The organism is Pseudonocardia sp. ICBG1034 (assembly GCF_020131375.1).
GTDB classification, from domain to species: domain Bacteria; phylum Actinomycetota; class Actinomycetes; order Mycobacteriales; family Pseudonocardiaceae; genus Pseudonocardia; species Pseudonocardia alni.
The window spans coordinates 940,341-962,136 of sequence record NZ_JAHLEK010000023.1 but is presented as its reverse complement, the minus strand read 5'-3'; the positions used below and the strand labels follow the sequence as shown (position 1 = coordinate 962,136).

Annotated in this window: 21 protein-coding genes; 9 read left to right on the top strand and 12 right to left on the bottom strand. The window is 73.0% G+C overall.

Features of this window, described 5'->3' with window-relative positions:
- Nucleotides 1–39 precede the first annotated feature (39 nt).
- Both KPF22_RS33420 and KPF22_RS28970 read left to right on the top strand, forming a co-directional pair.
- A complete protein-coding gene (locus KPF22_RS33420) occupies nucleotides 40–1,113 on the top strand; it encodes a helix-turn-helix domain-containing protein (protein ID WP_224403889.1) in 1,074 nt (357 codons plus the stop codon).
- A 41-nt stretch (nucleotides 1,114–1,154) separates the two neighbouring features.
- A complete protein-coding gene (locus KPF22_RS28970) occupies nucleotides 1,155–2,414 on the top strand; it encodes an acyl-CoA dehydrogenase family protein (RefSeq protein WP_224403888.1) in 1,260 nt (419 codons plus the stop codon).
- Between the two features lie 47 nt (nucleotides 2,415–2,461).
- On the opposite strand, the gene KPF22_RS28965 is transcribed toward KPF22_RS28970, so the two are convergent.
- Complete coding sequence (locus KPF22_RS28965) at nucleotides 2,462–2,854, bottom strand: tautomerase family protein (RefSeq protein WP_208818635.1); 393 nt, start codon at nucleotides 2,852–2,854, stop codon at nucleotides 2,462–2,464.
- A gap of 102 nt (nucleotides 2,855–2,956) precedes the next feature.
- Between KPF22_RS28965 and KPF22_RS28960 the strand changes: the two genes are divergently transcribed.
- Nucleotides 2,957–3,403, top strand: a complete 447-nt coding sequence (locus KPF22_RS28960) for a helix-turn-helix domain-containing protein (RefSeq protein ID WP_062399343.1) — start codon at nucleotides 2,957–2,959, stop codon at nucleotides 3,401–3,403.
- Between the two features lie 5 nt (nucleotides 3,404–3,408).
- Here the strand turns inward: KPF22_RS28960 and KPF22_RS28955 are convergent, their stop codons facing one another.
- The 7 genes from KPF22_RS28955 to KPF22_RS28925 form a co-directional block, all read right to left on the bottom strand.
- On the bottom strand, nucleotides 3,409–4,734 hold the full coding sequence (locus KPF22_RS28955; protein ID WP_308010482.1) for an enolase C-terminal domain-like protein: 1,326 nt from the start codon (nucleotides 4,732–4,734) through the stop codon (nucleotides 3,409–3,411).
- Complete coding sequence (locus KPF22_RS28950; RefSeq protein WP_224403887.1) at nucleotides 4,731–6,236, bottom strand: aldehyde dehydrogenase (NADP(+)); 1,506 nt, start codon at nucleotides 6,234–6,236, stop codon at nucleotides 4,731–4,733. Before KPF22_RS28950 ends, KPF22_RS28955 begins: the two co-directional genes overlap by 4 nt.
- A 35-nt stretch (nucleotides 6,237–6,271) precedes the next feature.
- On the bottom strand, nucleotides 6,272–7,438 hold the full coding sequence (locus KPF22_RS28945; protein WP_224403886.1) for a mandelate racemase/muconate lactonizing enzyme family protein: 1,167 nt from the start codon (nucleotides 7,436–7,438) through the stop codon (nucleotides 6,272–6,274).
- Between the two features lie 32 nt (nucleotides 7,439–7,470).
- Nucleotides 7,471–8,403 carry a 5-dehydro-4-deoxyglucarate dehydratase gene (gene kdgD, locus KPF22_RS28940; RefSeq protein ID WP_208818633.1) on the bottom strand — a complete coding sequence of 311 codons (933 nt, stop codon included), beginning with the start codon at nucleotides 8,401–8,403 and terminating at the stop codon, nucleotides 7,471–7,473.
- Nucleotides 8,404–8,504: 101 nt separating this feature from the next.
- Nucleotides 8,505–9,416, bottom strand: a complete 912-nt coding sequence (locus tag KPF22_RS28935; protein WP_208818632.1) for a LysR substrate-binding domain-containing protein — start codon at nucleotides 9,414–9,416, stop codon at nucleotides 8,505–8,507.
- A gap of 103 nt (nucleotides 9,417–9,519) precedes the next feature.
- Complete coding sequence (locus KPF22_RS28930) at nucleotides 9,520–10,893, bottom strand: MFS transporter (RefSeq protein WP_208818631.1); 1,374 nt, start codon at nucleotides 10,891–10,893, stop codon at nucleotides 9,520–9,522.
- A gap of 95 nt (nucleotides 10,894–10,988) precedes the next feature.
- On the bottom strand, nucleotides 10,989–11,933 hold the full coding sequence (locus tag KPF22_RS28925; RefSeq protein ID WP_208818630.1) for a sugar-binding transcriptional regulator: 945 nt from the start codon (nucleotides 11,931–11,933) through the stop codon (nucleotides 10,989–10,991).
- 102 nt (nucleotides 11,934–12,035) lie between these two features.
- Between KPF22_RS28925 and KPF22_RS28920 the strand changes: the two genes are divergently transcribed.
- Nucleotides 12,036–12,407, top strand: a complete 372-nt coding sequence (locus KPF22_RS28920) for a hypothetical protein (protein WP_224403885.1) — start codon at nucleotides 12,036–12,038, stop codon at nucleotides 12,405–12,407.
- Here KPF22_RS28920 and KPF22_RS28915 read toward each other — a convergent pair.
- The 4 genes from KPF22_RS28915 to KPF22_RS28900 all read right to left on the bottom strand — a co-directional run bounded on the left by KPF22_RS28915 (nucleotide 12,398) and on the right by KPF22_RS28900 (nucleotide 16,441).
- Entirely contained in the window at nucleotides 12,398–13,168 is a 771-nt protein-coding gene (locus KPF22_RS28915; protein ID WP_224403884.1) for a carbon-nitrogen hydrolase family protein, read from the bottom strand. The genes KPF22_RS28920 and KPF22_RS28915 overlap by 10 nt on opposite strands.
- Nucleotides 13,168–14,829 (bottom strand): NAD(P)/FAD-dependent oxidoreductase, encoded by a 1,662-nt coding sequence (locus KPF22_RS28910; protein ID WP_224403883.1) that lies wholly within the window; start codon nucleotides 14,827–14,829, stop codon nucleotides 13,168–13,170. Before KPF22_RS28910 ends, KPF22_RS28915 begins: the two co-directional genes overlap by 1 nt.
- A 70-nt stretch (nucleotides 14,830–14,899) precedes the next feature.
- Complete coding sequence (locus KPF22_RS28905; RefSeq protein ID WP_208818626.1) at nucleotides 14,900–15,739, bottom strand: SDR family oxidoreductase; 840 nt, start codon at nucleotides 15,737–15,739, stop codon at nucleotides 14,900–14,902.
- A 78-nt stretch (nucleotides 15,740–15,817) separates the two neighbouring features.
- Nucleotides 15,818–16,441 carry a TetR/AcrR family transcriptional regulator gene (locus KPF22_RS28900; RefSeq protein ID WP_224403882.1) on the bottom strand — a complete coding sequence of 208 codons (624 nt, stop codon included), beginning with the start codon at nucleotides 16,439–16,441 and terminating at the stop codon, nucleotides 15,818–15,820.
- Between the two features lie 419 nt (nucleotides 16,442–16,860).
- Here KPF22_RS28900 and KPF22_RS28895 point away from each other — a divergent pair, with 419 nt between their 5' ends.
- From KPF22_RS28895 to KPF22_RS28875, 5 genes are all read left to right on the top strand, one after another.
- Nucleotides 16,861–18,117: a LuxR C-terminal-related transcriptional regulator gene (locus tag KPF22_RS28895; RefSeq protein ID WP_224403881.1), complete on the top strand. Its 1,257-nt coding sequence runs from the start codon at nucleotides 16,861–16,863 to the stop codon at nucleotides 18,115–18,117.
- Nucleotides 18,114–18,713: a hypothetical protein gene (locus KPF22_RS28890; RefSeq protein WP_208818624.1), complete on the top strand. Its 600-nt coding sequence runs from the start codon at nucleotides 18,114–18,116 to the stop codon at nucleotides 18,711–18,713. Before KPF22_RS28895 ends, KPF22_RS28890 begins: the two co-directional genes overlap by 4 nt.
- 96 nt (nucleotides 18,714–18,809) lie before the next feature.
- Nucleotides 18,810–19,679, top strand: coding sequence for an ABC transporter permease (locus tag KPF22_RS28885; RefSeq protein ID WP_224403880.1), 870 nt, complete (start codon nucleotides 18,810–18,812; stop codon nucleotides 19,677–19,679).
- A 12-nt stretch (nucleotides 19,680–19,691) separates the two neighbouring features.
- Nucleotides 19,692–20,573, top strand: a complete 882-nt coding sequence (locus KPF22_RS28880) for an ABC transporter permease (RefSeq protein WP_208818623.1) — start codon at nucleotides 19,692–19,694, stop codon at nucleotides 20,571–20,573.
- A 475-nt stretch (nucleotides 20,574–21,048) separates the two neighbouring features.
- Entirely contained in the window at nucleotides 21,049–21,795 is a 747-nt protein-coding gene (locus tag KPF22_RS28875) for an ABC transporter ATP-binding protein (protein ID WP_051050105.1), read from the top strand.
- The last annotated feature ends 1 nt before the right edge of the window (nucleotide 21,796 follow it).

Below are 21,796 nucleotides of genomic sequence, written 5' to 3'. Positions count from 1 at the left end.
CGCCGGCGGAGCCGATGCGAGCCGTCGAGGAGGCCCCGAGTGCGCTACTGGACCACTGAGGACCGCCCGGCCGGTGAGCAGTTCAGCTACTGGCGCGAGGTGATCTGCGAGGCGTTCACCCCGCTCGCCGCGGAGCTGCCCGGCGCGCGGCGGACCGGCCGGGCCCACGCGCGCGAGATCCGCAGCTGGGTGCGCTCCAGCAGGCTCACCGCCACCAACTGTGCCGAGGTGTCGTCGGCGACGCAGCTCATCACCCACGGCGCGGCCGAGGTGCGGCGCACCGTCACCGACCACGTGTTCGTGAACCTGCAGATCAGCGGCCACTGCGTGGGGACCCAGGCCGGGCGCCGCTGCGTCGTCGGACCGGGCGGCTTCGCGCTGTTCGACACGACCCGCGAGTACGGGCTGGAGTTCGTCGCCGACGAACGGACGGAGGAGTGGCGCTGCGTCTCGTTCCGGGTGCCGCGCGCCCGGCTGCTGCCGCTGGTGTCCGACCTCGACGGCGCCACCGCGACGACCCACGACGGCACCGCGCCCGGCATGGCCCGCATCGTCGCCTCCACCATGCTGTCCACCTGGAACGGCCTCGACGCGCTCGACCCGGCCGGCGCGGACGCCGCCGACACCGCCTTCACCACGCTGCTCGCCGCCGCGGCCGGCGGCACCGACGAGCTGCGCGACACCGGGCGCGCGGAGCTCGACGCGGGCCTGCGGGCCGCGGTCAACCGCTACCTGGCGGCACACCTGCGGACCGGGGACACCTCGGCCGGCGCGGTCGCGGCCCGCTTCGGCATCTCCGTCCGCAAGCTGCACCAGCTCTACGAGGGCACCGACCTCAGCTTCTCCCGCACCGTCATGGCGCTCCGCCTCGACGGGTGCACCCGCGAGCTCACCGGCCCGGCGCGGACCGGCACCCTCACCGAGCTCGCCGCCCGCTGGGGCTTCGCCGACCTGTCCCACCTCAACCGGGTCTTCCGCGCCCACCACGGCTGCCTGCCGTCGGAGTACGTCGACCGCGGCCCGGACGGACCGTGCACGCCGGTACCGGCCGCCGTGCGCACCGGTTCGATCCCGGGACGGGGTGCGACGGCGACCATCGCGTCGCGTCCCTGACCCCACGGTCCGGTCGGGGCCCGACCGGAAGGTATCCGACGATGACACTGGACTTCTCCCTCGACGCCGAGCAGCTGGCCCTGCGCGAGCAGGCCCGGCAGTTCGCCGACACCGTCCTGACCGGCGTCGAGGCGGCGATCGCACCGCACCCGCGGCCCGCCGAGCGGTTCTACGCCATCGAGCCGTTCTACCGGCAGATGGTCGAGGCCGGGTTCGTGAAGGCGCTCATCCCGGCCGAGTACGGCGGCGGCCGGTTCAGCTCGCTGCAGTTCGTGCTGGCCGTCGAGGAACTGGCCCGCGTCGACGTCAACACCCCCACGGCGATCCTCGGCACCGGCCTCGGGCTGTACCCGGTCGTCCACTTCGGCACCGAGGAGCAGAAGCAGCGCTGGCTGCCGGCCTTCTGCGGTTCGGAGCCGAAGCTCGCCGCGATCGCCTACACCGAGGTCACCGGCGGCGCGAACTACGACTCGCCGGACCCGAAGGTCGGGGTGCAGACCTTCGCCCGGATCGAGGGCGACGAGATCATCCTCAACGGGTCCAAGCACTACACCACCAACGCCTCGGGCTTCGACGGCCAGGGCGCCGACCTCATCGCGGTCGTCTGCCGTACGGACCCGGCACTGCCGCCGCAGGAGTCGCTCGCGGTCGTCATGGTCGAGCGGGGCACGCCCGGCGTGGAGATCACCGGGATGCTCGACACCATCGGCCACCGCGCCGCGAACTCGCCGCGCGTCGAGTTCCGCGACGTCCGCGTCCCGCTCTCGAACATGATCGGGGGCCCCGGCGACGGCATGGAGATCGTGAAGAGCGCGTTCACCTGGACCTGTGCGCCGATCGGCGCGGCCTGCGTCGGGCGGATGCGGGCGGCCTTCGACTACGCCTACGAGTTCGCCCGGACCGACAACCGGTCGGGCCCGCACCCGGTCATCGAGTACCAGAACGCCGGGTACATGCTCGCCGACATCAAGATCCGCATCGAGGCGACCCGGTACCTGGCCTGGAAGGCGGCCGACCACTTCGACCGGACCGGCGGCAAGGACCGTGAGCTCGCGAACATCACGAAGATCTACGCCTCGGAGCGGTCGGTCGACGTCGTCTACGACGCGATGCGCCTGGTCGGGGTGGATGCCTACACGACCGAGACGCCGATCGCGGGGATCATGCAGGACGTCCTCTGCTTCCCCGTCTACGACGGCGGCAACATGGGCGTCCGGCGACGGCACCTGCACGAGATGCTGATGGAGCCGAGCTACGACCCGCTCGCCTCGGCCGAGAACCGGCTCGCCACCGGGACCTGACCGCCCCGGGCCGGTCCCGTGCCGAGGGGGCCGGCCCGCTCCCGCGCTCAGGCGTGCGTGGCGACCGGGTCGTCGGCGGCCTCGGGCAGGATCTCGCCGTCCTCCAGCACGTTGGCGCCCGGCACCTCGTGCAGGAAGATCGCCACGTCGGACTTCGCGTCCCCGGTGACCGCGCACCACGCGTCGGCGATCCCGTGCAGCAGCCGGGCCCGGACCTCGGGGGAGCGGCCCTCGCGGATCAGCCCGACCATCCGCGGGCCCTCCACCGGCTCCCCGGCCACGAAGACGCTGCCGGGCGGGACCTCGGTGAAGGTGCAGTGCACGTAGCGGGCGGGGGCACCGGTGACCTCGCTGTGGACCCTCGTCACCGCCGCGGCGACCTCGGCGCGGCGGGCCAGCGTCGCGTTCCCGGTGGGCACGGTGAAGCGGTAGTAGGGCATCGTCGACCTCCGTGGTGGGACTCGAATCGAGTTCGACGGTAACGGTGCACCTGTGGCCCTGCAAGCTCGAAGGACTCGAAAAGTGTCCTAGTATCGGGCGCTGTGAAGCACGACGAGCTCGGTGCCGCGTACTGCTCGGTGGCCCGCACCTGGGCGGTCCTCGGCGAGCGGTGGACGATGATGATCCTGCGCGAGTGCTTCCGCGGCGAGCGCCGCTACGACCACTTCCGCGACAAGCTCGGTCTCGGCAGCAACGTCCTCAACGACCGGCTGCGCGTGCTGGTGGAGGAGGGCGTGCTCGACCGCGTGCCCTACCAGGAGCGCCCGGTCCGGCACGAGTACCGGCTCACGCCCAAGGGGGCCGACCTCTACCCGGTGCTGGTGGCGCTGATGAACTGGGGCGACCGGTACGCCGTCGACGTCCCGCCGGTCCGGCTGGTGCACCGCGGCTGCGGTCATCCCGCCGAGCCCCGGCTCACCTGCGCGCACTGCGCCGAGCCGGTGGCGTGGCGGGACATGACCGCCGAGGTCGAGCCCGACGCCTGGTGAGCAGCTCACCGCATCAGGCAGGGCGTGCTCGGGTCGAACGTCCATCCCGGCACGAGGTACTGCATCGCGGCGGCGTCGTCGCGGGCGCCGAGCCCGTGGTCGAGGTAGCGCCGGTGCCCAGCGGCCAGCGCGTCCTCGTCGAGGGTGACGCCGAGCCCCGGGCTGTCCGGCACGGCGATCCGGCCGCCCTCGATCCGCAACGGCGCGGTCGTCAGCGCCTGCCCGTCCTGCCAGATCCAGTGCGTGTCCAGCGCGGTGATCTCCCCGGGCGCGGCCGCGCCGACGTGGGCGAACATCGCCAGCGAGATGTCGAAGTGGCTGTTGGAGTGCGAACCCCAGGTCAGCCCGAAATCCTTGCACAGCCCGGCGACGCGGACCGAGCCGCGCATCGTCCAGAAGTGCGGATCGGCCAGCGGGATGTCGACGGCGTGCTCCCGCACCGCGTGCGCGAGCTGCCGCGGGTCGGTGGCGACCATGTTCGTCGCCGTCGGGAGCCCGGTGCGCCTGCGGAACTCGGCCAGCACCTCCCGGCCGGAGTACCCGCCCTCGGCGCCGCACGGGTCCTCGGCGTAGGCCAGCACCTCGTGCGCGTCGCGGAGCAGCCGGACGGCGGTGTCGAGCGACCAGCCGCCGTTGGGGTCCAGGGTGATCCGGGCGTCGGGGAAGCGGTCGGCGAGCGCGCGGACCGCGGCCAGCTCCTCCTCCGGCGCGAGTACGCCGCCCTTCAGCTTGAAGTCGGCGAAGCCGTAGCGCTCCTGCGCGGCCTCGGCGAGCGCGACGACCGCGGCCGGGTCGAGCGCCTCCTCCCGGCGCAGGGACTCCCACCGGTCGGCGGCGGCGCCGTCGTCGTAGGGGAGGTCGGTGCGGGTGCGGTCGCCGAGGTAGAAGAGGTAGCCGAGGACCGGGACGTCGTCGCGGCGGCGGCCCTCGCCCAGCAGCTCGCAGACCGGCACGCCGAGGTACCGGCCGTGCAGGTCGAGCAGCGCGGACTCCAGCGCGGTCACCGCGTGCACGGTGACCCGCTGGTCGAAGGTCTGCGGGCCGCGCCCACCGGCGTCGCGGCCGGCGAACCGGCCCGCGACGGCGTGCAGCAGCGACCCGTACCGGGCGACCGGCGCGCCGACCAGCAGCGCGGCCGCCTCCTCGACGGTCGCCCGGATCGCCTCGCCGCCGGGGACCTCGCCGAGGCCGGTGCGGCCGTCGGAGTCGGTGACGACCACCACGGTGCGGGTGAAGAACGGACCGTGCGCGCCGCTCAGGTTCAGCAGCATGCTGTCGTGCCCGGCGACCGGGACGGCCCGCACGGACGCGATCGTCGGTCCGGTGCTCACGGCAGCACCAGCGCGCCGTCGACCCGGCGGGGGATCCCGGCGGGCCCGTCGGCGAGCTCCGGCGGCAGCAGCTCGGCCGGTGCGTCCTGCCAGGTCACCGGGCGCAGGAAGCGCCGGACCGCGGTCGGCCCGACGGAGGTGTGCTGGGTGTTCGTCGAGGGCCACGGCCCGCCGTGGGTCTGCGCCCAGGACACCGCCACCCCGGTCGGGAAGGCGTCGAAGAGGATCCGGCCGGCCCGCGGCCGCAGCGCCGCCGCGACGGCGCCGGGCAGCTCCGTCTCGCCCGCCCCGCACAGCACGGTCGCGGTCAGCGACGACGGCAGCTCCGCCAGCAGGGCGGACAGCGCGGCCTCGTCGTCGTAGCGGACGACGACGCCGAGCGGCCCGAAGCACTCGTCGGTCAGGCCGTCCTGCAGCCCGTCCGCGGCGAGCAACAGCGGCGCGGCGGTGAACCCGCCGGAGGTGTCGTCCGCGCCCTCGGCGATCGTCGAGACCCCGGGCAGCGCGCGCAGGCGGGCCGAGATGCCGCGGTAGTTCCCGGCGATGCCCTCGTTCAGCAGGACCGGGGTGGGCGCGTCCCGCACGGCCGCGGCCATCGCGTCGAGAACGGTGTCGCCGTCCGGCCCGGCGGGGAGCAGGGTCAGCCCGGGCTTGGTGCAGAACTGGCCACCGCCCAGGGTGAACGACCCGACCAGTCCGGCGCCCAGGTCGGCGCCCCGCTCGGCCGCGGCGGCCGGGGTGACGACGACCGGGTTCAACCCGGCCAGCTCACCGAAGAAAGGGATCGGCTCGGGCCGGCGGTCGATGATCTCCATCAGCGCCGTCGCGCCCGCGGGCGAGCCGGTGAACCCGACCGCCCGGATCTGCGGCGCGGCGACCAGTGCGGCACCGGCGGCGAGACCGTGGACCAGACCGATCGTGCCGTCCGGGGCGCCCGCCTTCGACGCGGCGGTGGTCAGGACCTCCGCGACCAGCTCGGACGTCGCCGGGTGCGAGCCGTGCGCCTTGACCACGACCGGGCAGCCCACGGCGAGCGCCGCGGCGGTGTCCCCGCCGGGCACCGAGAAGGCGAGGGGGAAGTTGCTCGCCCCGAACACCGCGACCGGGCCGAGCGGGACGAGCATCCGGCGTAGGTCCGGTCGCGGCCCCATCGGGGTGTCCCCGGCGTGGTCGACGGTCGCCTCCACGTAGGAGCCCTCGCGCAGCACCTCGCCGAACAGCCGCAGCTGGAAGCAGGTCCGGGTCAGCTCGCCGTTCAACCGGGCCGGCCCCAGCCCCGTCTCCCGGTCCGCGACGGCGACGACGTCGCTCCGCCGCGTCTCCAGCGCGTCGGCGAGGGTGTCGAGCAGGTCGGCTCGGCCGTCGCGACCGAGCGCCTCCAGCCCGGGTGCGGCCGCGGCGGCCGCGGCGCACAGGGCGTCGACCTCGGCGGGGGTGGTCTCCTGCGCGACGACCTCGACCGGGTCGCCGGTCCGCGGGTCGACGCTCACGACGTCGGTCATGGGGTGTTCCTCCTCCACGGGGTGCGGGGCGTGGTTCAGCGCGGGGCGTCGACGGTCACGCTGTCGACGGTCCACTCGCGCAGCTTCGGGCTCGGGGTGACGCCCAGGCCGGGCCGGTCGGAGACGTACATCCGGCCGTCACGGATCTCCAGGCGCTCCTCGAACAGCGGGTACAGCCAGTCGAAGTGCTCCACCCACGGCTCGTGCGGGTACGCCGCGGCGAGGTGCAGGTGGATCTCCATCGCGAAGTGCGGGGCGAGCTGCAGGTTGCGGTGCTCGGCGAGCGTCGCCAGCCGCAGGAACTGGGTGATGCCGCCGATCCGCGGGGCGTCGGGCTGCAGGATGTCCACGGCGCGCGTGTCGATCAGCCGGACGTGTTCGTCGACGCTGGTCAGCATCTCGCCGGAGGCGATCGCGGTGTCGAGCGACGCGGCCAGCGCGGCGTGGCCCTCGGCGTCGTAGGCGTCGAGCGGCTCCTCGATCCAGACCAGGCCGAACTCCTCGAGAGCCCGGCCGACGCGCATCGCGGTCGGGCGGTCCCACTGCTGGTTGGCGTCGACCATGAGCGGGACGCCGTCTCCGAGGTGCTCGCGGACGGCGGCGACGCGACGCAGGTCCTCCGCGGTGTCGGGCAGCCCGACCTTGATCTTGATGCCGCCGATGCCCGCGTCGAGGGTCCGGGTGGCGTTGTCCTTGACCTGCTCGACCGTCTCGTGCAGGAAGCCGCCGGAGGTGTTGTAGCAGCGCACCGAATCGCGGTGGGCGCCGAGCAGCTTCGCCAGGGGCAGGCCGGCGCGCTTGGCCTTGAGGTCCCACAGTGCGACGTCGATCGCGGCCAGCGCCTGGGTCGCGGCGCCGCTGCGCCCGACCGACGCGCCGGACCACACCAGCCGGGTCCAGATCCGGCCGATGTCGCTGGGGTCCTCGCCGATCAGGTCGGGGGCGATCTCGCGGGCGTGGGCGAACTGGGCCGGGCCGCCGGCGCGCTTGGAGTAGCTGAACCCGATGCCCTGGTGGCCGGCCTCGGTGCGGATCTCGGCGAACAAGAACGCGACCTCGGTCATCGGGCGCTGCCGCCCGGTGAACACCTTGGCGTCGGAGATCGGGTTGGGCAGCGGCAGCGTGACCGAGGACAGGGTCACCGAGGAGATCCGGTCGAGGACGGCCGGGGCGGAGGTGGGCAGGGCGAGGCTTGCGGACACGGTTGCTCCTTCGCGAACTGTGCGGGTGGTACTCAGGCGGCGGCCGCGACCGGCGCGACCTTCTCGATCAGGGCGGCGAGCTCGTCGCGCTCGGCCGGGGTGAGGTCGGTCAGCGGGGGGCGCACGCGCCCTCCGTCACGGCCGACGGCGCTCAGCCCGGCCTTGACGATCGACACCGCGTAGCCCTTCCGACGGTCCCGGATCCCGGTGTAGGGCAGCACGAACTCGTTGAGGAGGCGGTAGACCTCGGGCCGGTCCTGTGCGCGCACCGCGGCGAAGAACCGCAGGGCGAACCCGGGGAGGAAGTTGAACAACGCCGAGGAATAGGTCGACACGCCGAGCTGCAGCAGCGGCAGCGCGAAGGTCTCGGCGGTGGGGAGCCCGCCGATGTAGATCAGGCGCTCGCCGAGCCGGGCGTAGGTGCGGGTCATCCGCTCGATGTCGCCGACGCCGTCCTTGAGCCCGACCAGGTTCGGGTTGTGATCGGCGATCCGGGCGACGGTGACGTCCTCCAGTACCGCGTTGGCCCGGCTGTAGGCGATCACGCCCAGGCCGGTGGCGGCGCAGACGGCGTCGACGTGCGCGGCCAGCCCCTCCTGTGAGGCCTCGGTCAGGTACGGCGGCAGCAGCAGCAGCCCGTCGGCCCCGGCGGCCTCGGCGGCCCGGGCCTGGGCGACCGCCGCGGCGGTGCCCCCGGTGGCGGGCGCCAGCACCGGCACCCGGCCGCCGACCTCGTCGACGGCGATCCGCACCACACGGTCGATCTCGGCCGGGGTGAGGGAGAAGCCCTCGCCGGTGCCGCCCGCGGCGAACAGGCCCGCCACGTCGTACCCGGCCTGCCAGTCCAGGTGGGCGCGGTAGCGCTCCTCGTCGACGGCGAGGTCGTCGTCGAAGTGGGTCACGGGGAAGGACAGCAGGCCGGCGGCCAGGCGGCCGGCCAGCTCGTCGGGGTGCATCGTCGCCACGGTGGTTCGTCCTCGTGTCTCGGCGGCCGCGTCGCGATGGCGGCGACGCGGAACGGCGGGACCCACGCTAGGAACGTTCCGTGATGCCTGTACAGGATCGCTTAGGCATCGTGTGATGCTGCAGAGGCATCGTCGAGCACACGCAGCGCCGACCACAGGGCCGGGTTGCGGGCGTCGCGCCGCCAGATGAGGTGCAGCTCGACCGGGTCGGCGGGCAGGTCGGCAGGGACGGCCAGCTCGGCGAACCCGATGCCGGCGATGCCGAGCCGCCGCGCCGACGCCGGGACGAAGGCCAGCCCGCGCCCGGCCTCGACCAGCCACAGCATCGTGAGGATCTGGCTGACGGTGTGCACGACGTTCTGGTGGTCGAGGTCCACCAGCCGCACGACCAGGTCGTAGAAGTACCGGGCCTCCAGCGGCGAGTGCATGATCACCGGCTCCCCGGCGAGGTCGGAGGCGGTCAGCGGCCGTCCGGCCGCCAGCAACCGGTGTCCTGCCGGGAGCGCGACGAGCACCGCCTCGCGGGACAGCAACCGCGAGTCGAACACCTCGGCGTCGACGGGCGGGCGGCCCATCCCGAGGTCGATCTCCTCGTTCTGCAGGGCCGCGACCTGGTCGCGGGTGACCCGTTCGGACAGGACCAGCTCGACGTCCGGCAGGCGCCCGGACAGCGCGTTGAGCAGCGCACCGAGCCCGCCGAACGCCGACGCGGCGGTGAAGGAGATGCGCAGCAGCCCGGCCGATCCCGACGACACCCGTCGCGCCAGGCCCGGTGCGGCCTCGGCGAGGGCGAGCAGCCTGCGGGCCTCGGTGAGGAACGCGGCCCCGGCCGGGGTCAGGGTGACGCTGCGGTTGTCCCGTGCGAGCAGCTGGGCGCCGACGATCCGCTCCAGCTTCTGGATCTGTCGGCTCAGCGGCGGCTGGGTCATCTGCAGGCGCGCCGCCGCCCGCCCGAAGTGCAGCTCGTCGGCGACGGTCGCGAAGCCGCGCAGCTGCTCCAGGGTGAAGGCCATGCCCCGAAGCTATCAACGGCCGCGTCGCGGTCCGTGGAACAGGAATCGGGCCCCGGACGGTGCCGGGGCCCGAGGTGCCTGCGGTCGGACGGGGTGGACGCGATCAGACGGTGGTGAGCCGGATGCGCCGGATCGTGCCCATGAGGGCCAGCCCGGCCAGCGCGATCACCCCGTGCGCGGCGACGAACCACAGTGCGATGTCGAACGAGCCGGTGGTGTGGACGGTGTAGCCGATGACGATCGGGGTCACGATCCCGGCGATGTTGCCGAAGGCGTTCATCGTCGAGCCCACGAAACTCGACGCCTCCCGGGGTGCGATGTCGGTGGTGATCGCCCAGCCGAGCGCGCCCAGGCCCTTGCCGAAGAACGCCAGCGTCATCAGGGCGACGATCACCACGGTGCTGTCGGTGAGGCTGCACAGCGCGATCGCGGTGGCCAGCACCATGCCGACGGCCGAGGGCAGCTTCCGGGCCACCGACAGTGACCAGCCGCGGCGGAGCATGCCGTCGGAGAGGAACCCGCCGGCGAGCCCGCCCAGCAGCCCGCAGAGCGCGGGCAGTGCGGCGACGAACCCGACCTCCAGCAGCGACAGCCCGCGGCCCTGGATCAGGTAGACCGGGAACCAGGTGATGAAGAAGTAGGTCAAAGCGTTGACCGCGTACTGCATGACGTAGACGCCCCACAGCGCCCGCGAGGAGAAGATCTCCCGGATGGTGGCCGGGCTCAGAGCCGAGCGGGCGGGCGGGGAGGTGTCGCCGGTCGCGCGGTCGAGGTCGACCAGGGCGCCGCCGTCGCGCATGACGTCCAGCTCGTCGGGGGTGACCCGCGAGTGCGACGCGGGCGGAAACATCCAGCGCAACCACAGCAGCGCCAGAACGAAGCCGAGCACCCCGAGCCCGACGAACACCCAGCGCCAGCCGAACTCCGAGGTCACCCAGCCCATGAGCGGGGCGAACAGCGCGGTGGCGAAGTACTGGGCGGAGTTGAACACCGCCGAGGCACGGCCGCGTTCGGCGGTCGGGAACCAGGTCGTGGCCACCCGGGCGTTGGCGGGGAACGCGGGGGACTCGAACAGGCCGAGCAGCACCCGCAGCCCGAAGATCACCGAGACGACGGCGAGCACCGACATGCTGACCAGGCCGACGAACGCGATCGAGAAGGTGACCAGGGTCCAGAGCGCGATGCTGACGGCGTAGACGCGACGGGCGCCGTAGCGGTCCAGCAGGATCCCGCCGGGCAGCTGGCCGACCACGTAGGCCCAGCTGAATGCGGAGAAGATGTAACCGAGCTGCACGGAGTCGAAGCCGAGCTCGTCCTGCATGCTGCTGCCGGTGATCGACAGGCTGCTGCGGTCGGCGTAGTTGATCGCCGTGATGATGAAGATGAGCCCGAGCACGAGGAAACGGGTCGGGACGCGCCGTCCGGCCGTGCGGGCCGGGCTCCTCTCGGCACTCGTGGCCAGGTCGCTCTCAGACATCGGTGTCCTCCTCCGGCGGGGTTGCCGGAGACGGTAGGAACCCGAACCGATACCGGTCCAACACCACTACGGCATCATGTGATGCTGAGCAGGTATCACCCATTGTCCACTGCGAGCAGGGCGTCGGCCGTCGCCGCGTCGCAGACCAGGGTGTGGACCAGGCCCGAGCGCAGCACGGCGCGGGTGGCGTCGGCTCGCTCCGGGTCCCTGACCAGGGCGATCACGTCGCCCGCGGAGCGCAGGTCCGCCTCCCCGGCCGCGACGAGCTGGTGCGCCGGACCGCTGTCGAGGACCCGGCCGGCGCGGTCGACCAGCAGCCCGACGACCTCGCCGACCGCGCCGCCCGCGGCCAGCCGCCGTCGCTCGGGGGCGGTCAGCACGTCGTGCACGGTGGAGTGCCCGGCCCGCCACGCCCCGATCCCGACGACCGCGGTGTCCAGTGCGGCGCAGCGGGCCAGCGCGTCGGCGACGCCCGGCTGGGCCCGCACCGCGCGGGCGGTGTCGGCGTCGGGCAGCAGCAGGGGCGCGTACACCGGGTAGGCGTCGCCGCCGCACAGCGCGGCGGCCCGGAACACCGCGGTGGCCGAGCCGTCGCGCCGCCACGGCAGCGAGTAGGCGCCGCACAGCTGCACGACCGTGCAGCGCGCGAGCCGGGGGAGGAGCCCGACGACGTCGTTGACCGTCCGGGACCAGGCCAGGCCCAGGACGTCGCCGGTGCCGACGGTCTCGGCGAGCAGCGCGGCGGCGAGCGCGGGCACCCCGCCGTCGTCCCGGGCGACCAGGGCCCGGCGCAGCCCGTGGGCGGCGCGGACGGCGGACGAGCGCCGCGCGTCGACGTCCGCGCCCGGGTCGATGTCGACCCGGACCAGTCCCCGCTCGCGGGCCGCGTCCAGCAGACGGGCCACCTGGAACCGGCTGAGCCCCAGTTCGGTGCCGACCGCGATCCGGGACCGCCCGTGCAGCAGTACCTGCTCGGCCACCTCGGCCGCGAGCACCCGGCGGGCCGGGCCCCAGGCGGGTGCGTCGTCACCACCGCTCATCTGAGCACCATAGCGTGCGCATCGGCCGGTGATGTTGACCTTCCGTACCCGCGGCCGTGTACTCGACGGTGTTGAGACCGCTCAGATGAGTGGAGGCAGGCCATGACCGCGACGATCGGCACGACCCCGGCGGCCGCGCACCGTCCGGCGCCGGAACCGGGCCCGGTGTCGCGCCAGCTGCTGGTCGGCCGCGACGACGGCTACGGCGACCTCGCCCTGGAACGGTTCGCGCTCGCCCCCGGTGCCGGGGCGTGGCACGCCCCGGCCGCGCCGTGCGACCGGCTGCTCGTCGTCCTCGCCGGCCGGGCCCGGGTGGGCGTCGAGGCAGGCGGGCCGTCGGTGGAGCTCGCCGCGGACGAGGTCGTGCACGTGGCGGGCGGGCACGCCCACCGGGTCGAGGTGCTCGCCCCCGGGCCCGGCGGGTGCCTGGAGTGGATCCTGCTGGCGGGCCCCCGGCCGGCCCCTCAGCCGTAGAGGTCGGGACGGCGGTCGGCCAGGTAGGGGTTCGCCCGCCGCGACACCGCCAGCGCGGACCGGTCGAGCTCGGCCACCAGCAGCTCCGGGTCGCGGCCGGCCCGCACCACGGCGCCGTCCGGCCCGGCGACGCAGGACAGCCCGCCGTAGGTCAGCGACCCCTCGGTGCCGCACCAGTTGGCGTAGGCCACGTACACCTGGTTCTCCCACGCCCTGGCCGGGACGAGCACCCGCGGCACGTGGTCGTAGGGGAGCATGTTCGCAGTCGGGACCAGCACTGCGTCGGCGCCGGCCAGCGCCAGCGCGCGGACGGTCTCGGGGAACTCGACGTCGTAGCAGACCAGCAGGCCCAGCCCCCAGCCGTTCCAGGTCACGACGGCGGGCGGGGTGTCCGAGGCGGTGAAGCAAGCCCGGTCGAGCGCGCCGAACAGGTGCGTCTTGCGGTACCCGGCGAGCCGGGTCCCGTCCGGCCCGACCAGTGCGACGGCGTTGGCGACCCGTCCGCCGTGGCGCTCCGGGTAGCCGTAGAGCACCGCCGTCCCCGACGTCCTGGCGATCGCGGCGACGGCGTCCGCCGACGGCCCGTCGGCCGGCTCGGCGAGCGCGGCGACCGCATCGGCGCCGATGTCGTAGCCGGTCAGGAACATCTCCGGGGTGACGAGCAGGTCCGCGTCCGCGGCGGCGCACGCCTCGGCGAGCCGGGCGAGGTTCCCGGCCACGTCGTGCGGCCGGGAGACGGTCTGCAGCAGCCCGACGCGCATCAGTCCGGGAGCGCGGGCGGCGCGAGCTCGGCGAACCGGTCCCCGGGGCCGGGGTTGTCCGGCGGGGTGGACCCGCCCAGGTGCGCGACGATCCCCCAGACCGCGTTCAGCGCGGTCTGCACCGCGCCCTCCGCCCAGGCCGGGGTCCACGACACGTCGTCGCCCGCCATGAAGATCCCGCGCTCGGCGGCGGGCAGGTCGTCCTGCACGAAGTGGCAGTACATCCGCCGGTTGTAGCGGTAGTGCCCGGGCAGGGCGCCCTTGAACGCACCGAGGCTGTGCGGGTCGGACTCCCAGGTCACGGTGATCGGGTCGCCGATGACGTGCGCCCCGACGTCGACGGTCGGGTAGATCTTGCGCAGCGCGCCCAGCGCCAGCTCGACCCGCTTCTCGACCGGGTACGGCAGCATCTTCAGCGAGTCGCTCATCCACGAGTACGACAGGCAGATCACCCCGGGCCGGTCCGGCCCGTTGTCGAACAGGTACGTGCTGCGGGTGAGCCGGTCGGTCAGCGTCGTGGACATGACCTCGCGCCCGGTCGCCGGGTCGACGTCGTGCCAGAACGGCCGGTCCACCATCACGAACGTCTTGGTCGACTGCATGTAGCGGGTGCGGTCCAGGGCCATCCACACCTCCTGGCCGAACAGCGACTCGTCGGTGTCGATCTGGGTGGACAGCAGCCAGCTCTGGCAGGTGGTGAGCACCGCGGACACGTCGCGGGTGCCGCCGTAGACGTCGGTGACACGGATCGTGTCCGCGTCGAGGCGGTGCAGCCGCGCGACGCCCGGTCGGGTCCCGCCCCCGTGCAGCGACGACAGGCTGGTCCCGTCGGGCCAGTGCACCAGGTCACCGGGGGTGCGGGTCCACAGCCCCTGCGGCACCTGCTCCACCCCGCCGACGACGAGCAGCTGGTCGTCGTCGCAGCCGGTCAGCACCACCCGCAGGATCTCCAGCATCGAGTTCGGGAAGTCCGAGTCCCAGCCGCCGGTCCCGAAGCCGACCTGCCCGAACGCCTCGCGGTGGGCGAAGGACAGGTCGGAGAACGCCTTCGAGGTGGACACGAAGTCGTAGAAGGTGCGGTCGTCCCAGACCTCGACGAGCTCCGCCCACAGCGCCCGGATGCGCCCGACGTCGCGCTCGCGGATCGCCTGCTGCAGGTCGGTGAAGCCCGCTCCCTCCTCCAGTGCGCTCGCCCAGGCGTCGGCGACCTCGGTGAAGAACGGGGGCAGGTCGGCCAGGGTCCGGCCGTAGTACGTCCGCCCGTGCAGGTCGATCACCGTGCTGCCGGCCGCCTCCGTCAGCGGGTTCGGGAACGGCACGGTGGGCAGCCCGAGCAGGTCGACGTAGTGGTGGAACGCCGTCGAGGAGCGGGGGAAGCGCATCCCGCCCAGCTCGGCGACGATCCCGTCGGCACCCTCGAAGGGCTGCGAGCGCAGCCGTCCGCCCAGGTGGGAGGACTCGTACACGACCGGCCGCAGCCCGATGCGCATCAGCTCGTAGGCGGCGACGAGCCCGGCGATCCCGGCCCCGACGACCACGACCTCGGTCCCCAGCCGGTCCGGTGGGACCCGGCCGAGCCCGGCCGGGTGGGTCAGCCAGTCGTCGTAGGGGAAGGGGAAGTCCGGGCCGAACGCGGTGACGGGTGGCTGCTCGGGGCTCATGGGTGGGCTCCTCGGGTCGTGTGCCGGGGATCACCCGGCCCCGCGACCCTATCGAGGACTCCGCCCCGGATCAGCCCTTTCCGCGCCGCGAGCGCACGACGCCGGTGACGATCCGCTGGTAGGTGGTGGGCAGCAGCCGCACCATCGAATCGATGGCCCAGGCGTCCGGTCCGATGAGGACACGGCGCTGGTTGCGCCGCACGCCGTCCAGGATGGTCTTCGCGGCCCGGTCCGGGGTGGTGGTGAGCATCCGCTCGAACTCGGCCGTGGCGTCGGCGGCCGGGCGGCCGGTGGCGGCGGCGACGCTGTCGTCGACCCGGGCGGCCTTCGCGATGTTGGTGCGGATCCCGCCGGGGTGCACGCAGGTCGCGGACACCGGGGACCCGGTGAGCTCGAGGTCCTGGCGCAGCGACTCGGTGAACCCGCGGACCGCGTACTTGCTCGCGTTGTAGCCGCTCATCAGGGGCTGCGCGGCGACGCCGAAGATGCTCGACAGGTTGACCACGTGGCCGGCGCCCGCGGTCTCCATGTGCGGCAGGAACGCCTTGGTCCCGTGGACCACGCCCCAGAAGTTGATGTCCATGATCCAGCGGTAGTCCTCCAGGGACAGTGCCCCGGTGGTGCCCGACAGCGCGACGCCGGCGTTGTTGACGATCATGTGGACGGCGCCGTGGTCGGCGACGACGGCGTCGGCCCAGCCGTAGACGGCCTTCTCGTCGGCGACGTCGAGCTCGGCGGTGGTGACCCGTACCTGCGGCCCGGCGAGCGCGGCGGTCTCGGCGAGGCCCGCGGCGTCCCGGTCGGCCAGGGCGAGGTGGCAGCCGTCGCCCGCGAGGCGCAGGGCCAGCGCGCGCCCGATGCCGGATCCGGCTCCGGTGATCGCGGCGGTACGACCGGTGAAGGACTTCATCGTCGGCTCCTCACGAGCGGGTGTGGTGGGCGACCCTAATCTGATGACGCGCGATTCCACATGGCGGGGTGACCGGCGTCATCCCAGGCCGGTGCCGCCCACGAGGAAGAGGGCGAGCGCGTCCGTGACCCGGTCACGGGGCGGGTCGAACCCGCTCACCGTCCAGGTCATGACGACGTGGCTGATCCCGCCGATGACGGCGTCGGCGCGCAGCCGGGTGGCGGTGACGTCGGCGGGGGAGGGGGCGGCGTGGTCCGCGGTGAGCGCCAGGAGCAGCCGCCCGAAGCCGGACATGGTCTCCAGCGAGGTCTGCTCGACCTCGGTGCTCACGCCGAGCACCTCGAACCAGACCACCCGGGCGAGCCGCGGGTCGTCCTCCACCACGCGCAGGAACGCGTCGAGGCCGGCCCGGGCCAGCGTGAGCGGGTCGGTGCCGGGCGCCGCGGCCAGTGCGGGGGGCACCGCGTCGCGGAGGCGGGCGGTGCACTCGGCGTAGACGGCGAGCAGCAGCGCCTCGGTGCCGTCGAAGCACTCGTAGAAGTACCGGTCGGCGACGCGCGCCTCCCGGCAGATCCGGCGCACGGTGGCCGCCCGGTAGCCGTCGGTCCCGAGCACCTGCAGTCCCGCGTCGAGCAGCCGGCGGCGACGGTCCTCGGCGCGGTCCGACGCGGACGCGCCCGCGTAGGTGCGGCCGGTGCTCACTCCGCCATTCCAGCACGGGCGGGCCGCGCCCCCCGGGGCTCACCGGTGCGGCGGCCGGGCGGGCCCGGCCCGGTTGGCCCCGCCTCGTCTACCCCGACAGGGTGAACCTGCCGGGTACGACCGGCGTGGCGCACGGCGCTCCGAGAAACAGTCCGAGCGTTCGGTTTTTCCACCCGCCGTGACCGGATGATGCGGCCGGAAGTGGCATCCACCTGGGTATTCGGGTGGCGCGGGCCGCGCGGATTTGCTCGACACGTGACCCGCGTCGCATTCTGAAACCGTCATGCGTGACCGGAAGTGGAGTCGGGCTGCGGGTGCGGACGCTCGCATCCAGGCCGTTGCCGTCTCGTTGCACGGGTAAGCACCGCACCCGACGGCGACGTCCGGTCGATGCCACCTCGACGAGGAGGAGGAACGGTATGGGCGAGAGCACGAGCCGTGTGGCCTACATGCGCCGCTGTGACTCCGGCGACCGTTGGCCGGGACAGGGACGCCGGATGCCGCGGGCCCAGTCGTCGCGCGTGGTGGACCTTTTGCTGGCCGCCCGCCGCCTCCTCGACGACGGCCGCCTCCCGCACCCCGAGCACGTCGTCGACCTCGGGTCGGCCCGCGCGGTGCTGCGGTCGGTGTGGTCCGAGGCCATGTCCTCGCTCGGCTCCGGCACGGCGCCGTCGCCGGAGCTGGTGAGCATGCTCGGCGAGGTCAAGGAGATCGACGAGCAGCTCCTGCTCGACCAGCTCGCCCACCAGGACCGCGCCCTGCAGCGCGTCCGTGCCGCACTCGCGCAGCTCGGCGAGGCCCGCACCAGCACCGCCCTGCTCGACACCGCCGCCTCGACCGCCTGCGGTCTCGGCTTCGACCGCTCGATCGTCTCGCGTGTGGCCGACTCCCTCTGGATCCCCGAGCGCGTGCACGTCGAGCGCGACCCGGCCTGGGCCGAGGAGATCCTCGCGATGGGCCGCACCCACCCGCAGACCCTCGACGGCCGGATCGTCGAGTCCGAGATGGTCCGCCGGCGCACCTCCCTGCTGGTCGACGAGGTGCAGGAGCGTCCCGGGGTGAACCGGCCGATCGCCGACGCCTCGATGTCGCGCAGCTACTGCGCCGCGCCGATCGTGGTGCACGGCGTCGTCGCCGGGTTCGTGCACGCCGACTGCTACTACCAGCAGCGCAACGTCGACCCGCTCGACCGCCACCTGCTCACCCTCTACGCCCAGGGGCTCGGCCAGGCCCTGTCCCGCACGATGGTCCTCGACGAGATGGACCAGATCCGGGCGGACGTCGACCGGCTCGCCCGCCGCGTCACCGACGCCCGCGAGGGCGACCTCGGCGACGGCTGGTGGGGCCACGGCGAGAACGGCCGGGTCACCGAGGGCGCCCCGGTCACGCACACCGGCCCGCAGCGCAGCGTCGTCGACGGCTTCCTGCGCTCCGCGCCGGTCGACCCGTCGCTCACCCGCCGCGAGGTCGAGGTCCTGCGGCTGATGGCCACCGGCGACACCAACGCCCGCATCGCCGGCCGCCTGGTGATCTCCGAGGGCACGGTGAAGTCGCACGTCAAGCACATCCTGCGCAAGCTCGGCGCGGCCAACCGGGCCGAGGCCGTCTCGCACTGGCTGCGTGCCGAGCACGACCGCTCCGGGCGGGGTGCCGCCGGTCCGGCCGGGTACCGGTGACCGCCGGCGCCCGGGTGTCGCGGGGCGCGCTGCCCACCCCCCTGCGGGAGTACCTGCACCGGCTCGACGTCGCCGCCCGGCACCTGTCGTTCACCGCCCGCCAGGACCTGCGCTCGCACGTCTGGAGCGAGGTGGCACGCATCGCCGGTCCCGCGCCGACGGAGGACCGTCTCGTCCGCGCCCTCGACCGCCTCGGTCCGCCCGAGGCCCTCGTTCCCACCCCCGTGGGGGGTACCTCCCCGGTACTCCGCGACCCCGTGGTGGTGCACCTGCTCGGCTGTTCCCTGCTGACCGCGGGGGTGACCGGGCTGATCGGGCTGGTCCGGGTCTGGCGTGCGCCGACCTGGCCGGTCCGCGACGCGCTGACCGCCACCGTCCTGGTGGTGGCCGGCGCCGTCGCGCTTCCCCTGCTGACCGGCGTCCACCCGGTGGCCGGGGCACTGCTCGGCGGCCTCGGGGCGGGAGCCCTGTCGGCCGCGCTCGTCCTCGGCACGGTGCTGCTGATCCAGCGTCGGGCCCAGCGCAGGGCACTCCGTACGGAGCACACCGCTGAGCCGGTCGCTGATACCACCGATACCCCCCCAGGGGGAGGGTGATCCGCCCCCCACGGGAGGTGTGACCCCCTCTCCTGCGGAGCGACACTTCCGATCGGTGGACCCGGACTGTTTCCGGCCCGCACTCGAAGGAGAGTTATGACCACGCCTGGGACCCTCACCCAGACGCCCGACGAGACCGTCGAGGTACCGCGCAGGACGGCGGGTTCCGGCGGGTCGGGCGTGCTCAGGAAGGTCGCCGACCCGTTCGTGATGGCCGGCGAGATGTGGCAGCTGATGGTCAAGGTGTTCGTCCTCGCCGTCCGCAAGCCCGTCGGCTTCTGGGCCGATACCCGAGACCAGTGCTTCGACATCCTCAAGCTCACCTGGCTCCCGATGTCCCTCGCGGCGTTCGGGTTCGGGTTCGGTGCCCCCGGTCTGACCGGTGGGGCGATCTTCTACACCTTCGGCATCCCCTACCGGCTCGGCGCGTTCTTCGAGTTCGCGTCGGTCCGCGAGTTCGCCCCGTTCATCAACGGGATGGTCGTCGCGGGTGTCGTCGGTACGGCCATCACCGCCGACCTCGGCGCCCGCCGTATCCGTGACGAGATCGACGCCATGGAGGTCCTCGGCGTCGACCCGATCCGAACCCTGGTGCTGCCGCGGGTGCTGGCCTGCACGATCATGACCGCCGTCCTGGACATCCTGGCGCTGGTCGTCGGCCTGGTCAGCGGCTACGTCGCGGCCGGCCCGATCTTCGACGCCAGTTACGCCGGCTACTACGGCTCTCTGTTCGACCTGCTCAACACGGTCGACCTCTGGGGCAGCGTCGCGAAGTGCGCCCTCTACGGCCTGATCATCGGTGTCGTCTGCTGCTACATCGGTCTCAACGCCAAGGGCGGACCGATCGGCGTGGGCAAGGCGGTCAACCAGGCGGTCGTCATCTCGTTCGCCGGCGTCTGGGTCATCAACTTCGTGTTCACGCTGACCATGCTCGGCCTGAACCCGCAGATGAGCGTCTACAAGTAGGGAGGAGAGGACATGACACAGCTCGACGACCGTGGCTCCGGCCGCGGATCCGAGGAGCCCGAGCTCCGGGCACCTGAGAAGCAGGGCGTGGACGTCAGCTTCTCCTCCATCACGGGAAAGCTGAAGACCGGCCTGAACGAGGCCGGTGACATCGGCCGGTTCACCGCCGACGTCGTCCGGGACTTCCCGGACATGTTCCGCCGCTACGTGCCCGAGGTGTTCCGCCAGGCGGGCATCCTGATCTTCAGCTCCGCGCTGATCATCTGGTTCATGATGTTCATCATGGGCGGGCAGTGCGGCCTGGAGGCCAGCTACACGCTCAAGCAGATCGGCGCCCCGCTGTACTCCGCGGTGTTCGACGCCTACTGCGGACTGCGCGAGCTGTCGCCGTACATGTGGGGCTGGATCCTCGCGGCCAAGGTCGGCTGCGGCTATGTCGCCGAGATCGGTTCCATGCGGATCTCCGACGAGATCGACGCCATGGAGGTCATGGGCATCAAGTCCAAGTCCTTCCTGGTCGGGACCCGGATCGCGGCCACCGTGATCGCCGTGCCGTTCATGTACTTCGTCGGTCTGGCCATCCTCTACCTGGCCATGTACCTGGTCACGGTGGTGAACCTGGGCGGCGTCTCACCCGGCGGGTTCCTGTACCTGTTCTGGCTCTACCAGAGCCCCTACGACATGGTCGCCGCCCTCACCAAGGTCATGGTCGAGTCCATCGTCATCGTCGGGGTGGGCCTCTACTACGGCTACAACGCCACCGGTGGCCCGGTCGGCGTGGGCCGCGCCACCGCCAAGTCGATGATCATCAACCTGGTGCTGATCTCCGCGATCGGCGCGATCGGCACCCTGGCCTTCTGGGGGCTCGACACGAACTCCCCGATCGCCAACTGAGTCCCTCCGGGGCCCGCGCCGCCACATCCCCTGCGGCCGGGCCCCGGAGCCCCGCACTCCGACGACACCCCCGCCCCCGACGAAGCCCCCGCCACGGCCCGGCCCTCCCCAGCCGGCCACGGACCGGACGTCGCTCCCCGCCGCCCGGTCCATCGCACCGCGCCCGCTCCCCGGATCGCAGTGCTCGTTCCCCGCACCACCGCAGGACGCGTACGCCGCGTCCACGGTCCCCGGAAGCCTCCGGGGACCGCTCCCGCAGCACGTGATCCGCGTGCCGGCTCCCCCGCGCCGGCACGCGCCAGGTCGTCCAGGAGGATCAGTGACCTCGCCGAACCAGCCGCGGCACACGCCATCGGGCTCCGAGTACCCCACCCAGCAGATTCCACCCGTCCACGACGGGGGGACCCAGGCCACGGCCACCCGTGGCCCCGGCTGGTCGACCGAGACCCGGGAGTTCCGGTACGGGACCGACCCGATCCTGCAGGTCGAGGGGCTCGCCAAGTCGTTCGGCAGCACCCAGATCCTCAAGAACATCAACTTCAACTTCCAGCACGACGCCATCACCACCGTGCTGGGGCCGTCCGGTACCGGCAAGTCGGTGCTGATCAAGCACCTGGTCGGCCTGCTCGCCCCGGACCGCGGCGCGGTCTACGTGGGCGGCGTCGACATCTGGTCGATGAGCGAGAACGAGCGCTACGACATGCGGACCCGGTTCGGCGTCTGCTGGCAGGACGGCGCGCTGTTCGGCTCGATGAACCTCTACGACAACGTCGCCTTCCCGCTCCGCAAGCACACGCGGATGTCGGAGAAGGAGGTCGAGAAGACGGTCATGACCGCGCTCGACGAGGTCGGTCTGGCCAAGGCCGCGCACAAGGCGCCGAACGAGGTCTCCGGCGGCATGAAGAAGCGCGCCGGCTTCGCCCGCGCGCTGGTGATGAACCCCGACATCGTGCTGTTCGACGAGCCGGACTCCGGTCTCGACCCGGTCCGCACCTCGCTGCTCTGCGACATCATCATGGACGTCCACAACCAGCACGGCGGCACGTACCTGCTGGTCACGCACGACATCAAGACCGCCCGCAAGGTCAGCGACTACGTCGGCCTGATCTGGAAGGGCGAGGTCGTCCACTACGGACCGGCGCACGAGGCGTTCGAGCACCAGGACCCGTTCGTCAAGCAGTTCCTCGCGGGGCAGTCCGCCGGACCCCTCGGGATGGACTGAG